The organism is Fictibacillus phosphorivorans (genome assembly GCF_001619875.1).
In the GTDB taxonomy this organism is placed as follows: Bacteria; Bacillota; Bacilli; order Bacillales; family Fictibacillaceae; genus Fictibacillus; species Fictibacillus phosphorivorans_B.
Genome location: NZ_LRFC01000039.1, coordinates 148,194 through 155,247, shown reverse-complemented (window position 1 = coordinate 155,247; position 7,054 = coordinate 148,194). Strand labels below are relative to the sequence as shown.

At 40.0% G+C, this 7,054-nt stretch carries 4 protein-coding genes; 1 reads left to right on the top strand and 3 read right to left on the bottom strand.

Annotated features, from left to right (window positions below; genetic code table 11):
- Nucleotides 1-130: 130 nt before the first annotated feature.
- Nucleotides 131-1,219, bottom strand: coding sequence for an AI-2E family transporter (locus AWM68_RS20750; protein ID WP_066246036.1), 1,089 nt, complete (start codon nt 1,217-1,219; stop codon nt 131-133).
- 159 nt (nt 1,220-1,378) lie between these two features.
- On the opposite strand from AWM68_RS20750, the gene asnB reads away from it, so the two are divergent.
- On the top strand, nt 1,379-3,226 hold the full coding sequence (gene asnB, locus AWM68_RS20745) for an asparagine synthase (glutamine-hydrolyzing) (RefSeq protein WP_066246035.1): 1,848 nt from the start codon (nt 1,379-1,381) through the stop codon (nt 3,224-3,226).
- Nucleotides 3,227-3,268: 42 nt separating this feature from the next.
- On the opposite strand, the gene AWM68_RS20740 is transcribed toward asnB, so the two are convergent.
- On the bottom strand, nt 3,269-4,624 hold the full coding sequence (locus AWM68_RS20740; protein ID WP_066246034.1) for an MATE family efflux transporter: 1,356 nt from the start codon (nt 4,622-4,624) through the stop codon (nt 3,269-3,271).
- Between the two features lie 618 nt (nt 4,625-5,242).
- On the bottom strand, nt 5,243-6,967 hold the full coding sequence (locus AWM68_RS20735; protein WP_066246033.1) for a glycoside hydrolase family 13 protein: 1,725 nt from the start codon (nt 6,965-6,967) through the stop codon (nt 5,243-5,245).
- Between the last annotated feature and the right edge of the window lie 87 nt (nt 6,968-7,054).

Below are 7,054 nucleotides of genomic sequence, written 5' to 3'. Positions count from 1 at the left end.
AGATTTACGAGCGGAAAATAAGATTTACGAGCGGAAGATAAGATTTACGAGCGGAAAAAAATCAAAACTAAGAATCTTATTTGTCACATTAAAAAGCACCGGAGATCAGTTTCCGGTGCTTTTCTTAATCCTATAATTCTTTCGTTCTTCTTAAATTAATTAATCTGTAAGTATGCAACACAATAACCTTTAATACAGCATAGACCGGAACGGCTAGGATCAAACCAAGTAATCCGCCAAGGCTTCCAGCAACTAGCAAGATTGAAATGATTGTCAGCGGGTGGATGTCGAGCTTCTTACCCATGACTTGAGGAGAGATGATATTTCCTTCAATTTGCTGAGCTATAACCATCACGACAAGTACCTTAATGACCATAGCTGGAGAATCGACGATTGCTACGATAAGTGCTGGCACAACTCCGATGATGGGACCAAGGAACGGGATAACATTTGTAAACATGGCGATGATCGCCAGGATTAAGGAGTACTCAATCCCAATCACCAAGTATCCGATGTACAGCATCGTTCCGACACAAACACTGACTAAGATTTGACCTTGAATGTAGGAACTTAACGCGATATCCATGTCTTTTAAAATTTTTGTTCCATTATTACGCTGTCTTTCAGGTAATGTTTGGAGCACCATTTGTGGTGCCTTTTCACCTTCTTTTAACATGTAATAAAGAATGAAAGGAACCGTAACAAAAATCATAATAATGTTTGTAATGATTCCAATAAAGTTTGCGATGTTCGTACCAATGGTTTGAGCACTGTTAGAAAGATAAGCTGACACTTTATCAGAAATCTCTTTTACATCAAACTGTTCACTATCCTGGAAACGACTAACCCATTCGTTCTGCTGCAGATCATTCAGTTTTGAGCGAATAGCATCAATTAAAGCTGGGGTATTTTCTACTAAATTACTAACTTGTCTTTGCAGGACCGGACCAATGGAATAGAACAAGAGTACAAATAGTCCGATAGCCAGCAGATAGATAAGCAGGATGGATAATACCTTTGGAACGTTTCGCTTATGTAAAAACTGAACAACGGGACGGAACAAATAGTAGAGAACACCGCCTAGTAAAAACGGAAAAAATAATGTTTGAACAAGTACGACGATCGGTCTAAAAATAAAATCAATCTTTGTTCCCACTAGAATAATAAGAAAAATGAGGAGCAAACCGTATCCGATACGAAAAAACTTCGACTGTGGCATCCAATAATCACCTTTATCTTCTGAAATATGTATTCATTATATACAACTTGGAAGAACTTGCACAAATATTTTCAGAAACACCCGAACAAGGATAAAAGCATATGCTGAGTAATGGGCATGCGTACTAGAAATGGAGTTTGTACAGAAAGGATGAAACCAATGTGCGGAATAACGGGTTGGGCAGATTGGAATCGTAACCTCATTAATGAAAAGAATATTTTAATCAAAATGGCAACACCTTTATCTAAAAGAGGACCAGACGCGCTTAATGTCTGGAGTACCACACATGCAGGCTTCGGTCACGCTAGATTAGCGGTTGTTGATATTGAAGGCGGCGTTCAGCCGATGACAAGGGCAAAGAACAAAACAAATTATACGCTTTGCTACAACGGTGAATTGTATAATACAGAAGATCTTCGAAAGGAGCTATTACAAAGAGGCTATCATTTCGAGGGACATTCTGACACAGAAGTTCTGTTAATTTCCTATATTGAGTGGGGAGAAGGTTGTATTGAGAAATTTAACGGAATCTTTGCGTTCGGCATCTGGGATGAAGAGAAGCAAAGCTTATTCGTGGCCCGTGACCGCTTAGGAGTTAAGCCGTTCTTTTATACTGAGCAAGGTGGCATGTTTCTATTTGGTTCCGAAATAAAGTCAATATTAGCTCATCCGGAAATGAAGGCTGAAGTGGACCGGGAAGGACTGCAGGAAGTATTTGGCCTTGGTCCATCTCGAACACCAGGTAACGGGGTTTATAAAGGCATAAAAGAACTGCGGCCTGCTCATGCTGCAACGTTTACGAAAAACGGATTGAAAATTTGGCGTTATTGGAACGTTGAGAGCAAACCTCACCAAGACTCTTTAGATGATACGGTTGAAAATGTACGTCATCTTGTTAATGATGCAGTGACACGGCAGTTAATAGCAGATGTACCCGTTTGTACTTTCCTTTCAGGGGGACTTGACTCTAGTGCAATCACGGCAATCGCTGCAAATTATTTTAAAGAAGAAAACAAAGGTGAACTTCATACGTTCAGCATCGACTATGTAGATAATGATAAATATTTTAAAGCAAGTGATTATCAGCCAAATTCAGATGCCTACTGGATCAATCAAATGGTAGAGGCGACAGGTTCTGTTCATCATAGTTGTGTGATTGATAATGAGCTTTTGATCAACCATTTGCGTGAAGCGGTTACCGTTCGTGACCTGCCAGGAATGGCTGATGTAGATTCATCTTTATTATGGTTCTGCCGGCAGATTAAACCGCAATCTACTGTTGCCTTGTCAGGAGAATGTGCAGACGAAATCTTTGGCGGGTATCCATGGTTTCATAAAGAAGAGCTCTTAAACCGTCAGATGTTTCCATGGATGCGTTCAACGGCAGCTCGACAAAATCTGCTGCAAGATTCATGGTCTAAAAAGCTGAACTTAGCGTCATATGTACAGCAAAGGTACGAAGAAACGGTCAATGAGACTCCAGGATTAGATGGAGAAACAAAATTAGAGGCTAGACGCCGCGAGATTTTTTACCTTAATATGATCTGGTTTATGACAACTCTCTTAGATCGGAAAGACCGTATGAGTATGGGAGCTTCATTAGAGGTAAGGGTACCTTTTGCAGATCATAGAATTGTAGAGTACGCATGGAACATTCCCTGGGACATGAAGATGTTGGACGGAAGAGAGAAGGGGATTCTTAGGAAAGCATTAACGGGAGTTCTTCCAAAAGATGTATTGTACCGCAAGAAGAGTCCATATCCAAAAACGTTCCACCCTGCTTACACGAATGGAGTCAAAGACTGGCTGCAATCTATTGTTTCGAAAAAAAATTCTCCTCTTTTTGAAGTGCTTAACCGCAAAAAAGTGCAAGAGATCATTGATACGAACGGGGAAACATTTAAAGAGCCATGGTTTGGCCAGCTGATGACAGGTCCTCAGCTTATGGCGCATCTCGCGCAGATTGATAGCTGGTTATCAGATTATCATATTAATATTATTGATTAAATAAAAAACCGGAAAACATCATGTTCTCCGGTTTTTACTTTTTTAAGCAGTAGCTTCTCTTTGTATGATATGCTGCTTTTGCCATTTTCTCTTTCGCCATCTCGATAGCATGAACAAACCTCGAAGCCATTCGTCAGCTGTAAAAGCAAGCCAAATGCCCACTAAGCCCAAATCAAACGTAATGCCTAAAAGATAAGCAAGAGGTACACTTACACCCCACATGGAAATGATACCCATCACAACCGGAAATTTAACATCTCCAGCCGCACGTAAACTTGAAATAATAACAAGGTTAAACGAACGTCCTGGTTCAAGCAACAGTGTTAAGTAGAGCAATAAAGTACCTTCTTTAATGATCTCGGGGTTGTCTGTAAATATAGAAAGAAGGGGTTTAGCAAACAGAGAAGCAACCCCTGCCATCAAAAAGCTGATGATCATGGCGTACGTCTGGCTTTTTAAACACATTTTATAGGCAGAATCATATGATTTTGCTCCGATTAAATGACCGATTAAAATCTGGGTGCCTTGACCGATCGCAACCGCAAACAGGAAGATAAACATCATGATATTAAACGTGTATACCTTCGTTGTCAGCGCAGTTGTTCCAAGCAATGTAATAAAAAACGTAATAAGCATCTGAGATCCACTGTATGAAAGATGTTCACCAGCTGAAGGCAAACCGATTCTTAAAACGCTCTTGATATGAATTGGGAACAATTTAATAGAACTTGCAAAGGGAAGAGGAATAGAAGATCGCTTAAATAATAGATACAAAATCACGACTAAACCAAGAAAACGGCTGACAGAAGTCGAAATGGCTACACCTTCAACGCCTAAGACAGGGAAACCGAACGCTCCAAAAATAAACAAGTAGTTTCCAAAAACATTTAAGATGTTCATGCCGATCGTGACATACATCGCATCTTTCGTAAACCCATAACTTCTGATAGCAGCTCCAATCGTCATAATGACAGATTGAATAAATGAAAATCCACCAACAATCAAAAGGTAGCTGGATGCATCAGCCATTAACTCAGGTGGTGTGTTCATCCACCTTAAAAAAACATCGCCCCAGATGACTAAGATGGCACTTAATAGTAAACCGAAAAGCAAGTTCCCCATTATCGCTACAACGGCAACTTCTGCTGCAGTCCTTTCCAATTTAGCACCGATCGCTTGTGCAATGACAACACTTGCACCAGTAGCTACAAAACCAAACATGACGATTACGATTGATAATAACTGGTTAGTCAGACCAACTGCAGCCACTGAATGGTCTGAATATTGACTTAGCATGAGCGTATCAGCGTTACCCATTAACATATGAAGCATAATTTCTATAAAGATCGGCCACGTAATGGCAAAAAGGGAAAGCTTGGCGGCTTTGTTTCCTTTCATGTACATCCCTCTCCATCGTGTTGATTGAATATTTTCCATTGTAGCAGGAAAGTTAAGTTACTGAAATAAAATCCCCTTACTTTTTACGGTAAGGGGCTGTTGGATATGCTTTGTAGTCTTTGTAAAGTGGTTGCTCTCCGTTTCAGGATGCTCGCTTTCCGCAGGGCGTCCGGTGAGCCTTGCGCCTTTAGGAGTCTCCACCTGACCACTCGTCCTGCAGGAGTCTCGCATCCTTACACTACAAGCAACTTGTCAATGAAGAAAAACCATAAAGTAACGTAAAAAAGGTAATTAACGTGTACGATAAAAAATTCCAGTATGGCCGACTCCCAGCTACCTGTACATAGAGAGGAGATTTAAAAAACCACAGACACTAACTTTCAAAAAAAGCTATTGTCTAAAAAATCTTATCAATTGTCTTCTTTGAACAGTTGATTGTAGTAGAAGGTGGGAGACTCCTGCGGGACAGGTGGGCAGGTGAGACACTTAAAAGTGAAACGTAACGAATGTGGCTCACCGCCTGCCCCGCGGAAAGCGAGCACCTGGAACGGAAATCAACCCTTCAAATATCAAAAAAATTTACAAAAACAGCTATTAACACATCCTTGATAAACAGTCTTATTTCTTTTGGTATAAACTGAATCCATATGCAGGCAATGATCCTTCAAATGATGACCCGAAAAGGTGGATGTAACCTTCAGGAATCTCAACTGAAATCTCAGTTTCTTTTTCTCCTGCATTCAGAATAATCAGCACACTATCTTCATCTGTTGATCGCTCGTAAACAAGAGATTGACCAACTGCTGAAATGAATTTCATTTCACCTTCGTTTGCTAATACTTTGTGTTCTTTACGAAGTGAGAGCAGAGATTGGATATGCCCGAAGAGATCTAAGTCTTGTTTGGATTCGTCCCATTCCATACATTTTCTACAGCCAGGGTCATTACCGCCAGTCATGCCGATTTCATCACCGTAATAGATGCAAGGTGTTCCTTTAAACGTAAGCATTAAAAGGAAAAGCAGCTTCATCTTATCTTTATTTTCCTCACAGAATGTTAGAACACGCTTCGTATCATGTGAGCCTAACAGATTAAACGCTGCTTCATTAACATTCTCAGGATACATGTGAAGAACAGAAGTCATTTTTTCAGCAAAGACTTTTGCATCAATGGATTCTTTTGCTACAAAATCAAGCGCGGCATTTGTAAACGGATAGTTCATTACAGCATCAAATTGATCACCTTGCAGCCAGCTTATTGAATCATGCCAGATCTCTCCTAAAATATAGGCTTCAGGTTTTACGGATTTAACTGCTGTTCTAAATTCTCTCCAGAAGGAATGGTCTACTTCATTAGCCACATCAAGTCTCCATCCATCGATGTCAAACTCCTCAACCCAATAGCGGGCAACTTTCAACAAATATTCTCGTACTTCAGGATTTTCTGTGTTTAATTTTGGCATAGATTTTTCAAAAGCAAATGTATCATAATTTGGTCGCGGCTCTGTTTGAATCGGAAACTCTCTTAAATGGAACCAGTTCTTATAAATAGAATTCTCTTGATTTCTTAGTACATCTTGAAACGGTTCAAAATAATAGCCGCTATGATTAAATACAGCATCTAGCATTACTTTTATACCGTTCTCATGGCAAACTTTTACTAACTTCTTGAACGTTTCTTTATCACCAAACTGAGGATCAATTTCTAAGTAATCAATCGTATCATATTTGTGGTTTGATTTTGCCTCGAAGATAGGAGTGAAGTAGATACCCGTCACACCAAGTTTTTTGAGATGGTCAATGTGATCGATCACACCTTGAAAATCTCCACCGAAGAAATTATTCGGCTTAGGTTCTTCACTTGCCCATGGGCGAGCCCCTTCTGGATCGTTGCTCTTGTCACCATTTGCAAAACGCTCAGGGAAGATCTGGTACCAAACCGTGTCTTTTACCCATGAAGGAGCACGGAAAACATCAATGGCATTTAAGAATGGAAAGCAAAAATAATAAGCCGTGTCATCAAATGGCGCTTCTTCATAAAACCCTTTTTCTGTATAGATCAGTGTTTCTTCACCGCTTTTTAGCTCAAATCCATAACGCAAACGGCGGTAAGGAGGCTGAATCGCAATAAAGTAATAATCAAAATATTCATCTGTACCGCTTAAAGTCATTGAAGCCCTTGCCGTTTGCCAGCCTTCCTTCGTCCAGTCATATGGATCACCATGAATTAACGATACTGAATCTGCGTCCCCTTTTTTGGTGCGTAAACGAATGTGAAGTGTTTTCTCATCATATGCGTAAGCATAGTTGTTTCCTGCTCTGTGATAGATTGCTTCTTTTAACATATTTCATTCTCCCTTCATTATCCTGAAAAATAAAAATAGGGCACAACCTATAGATTTCCTAGGTTGTACCCACTTAAGGATCGTACA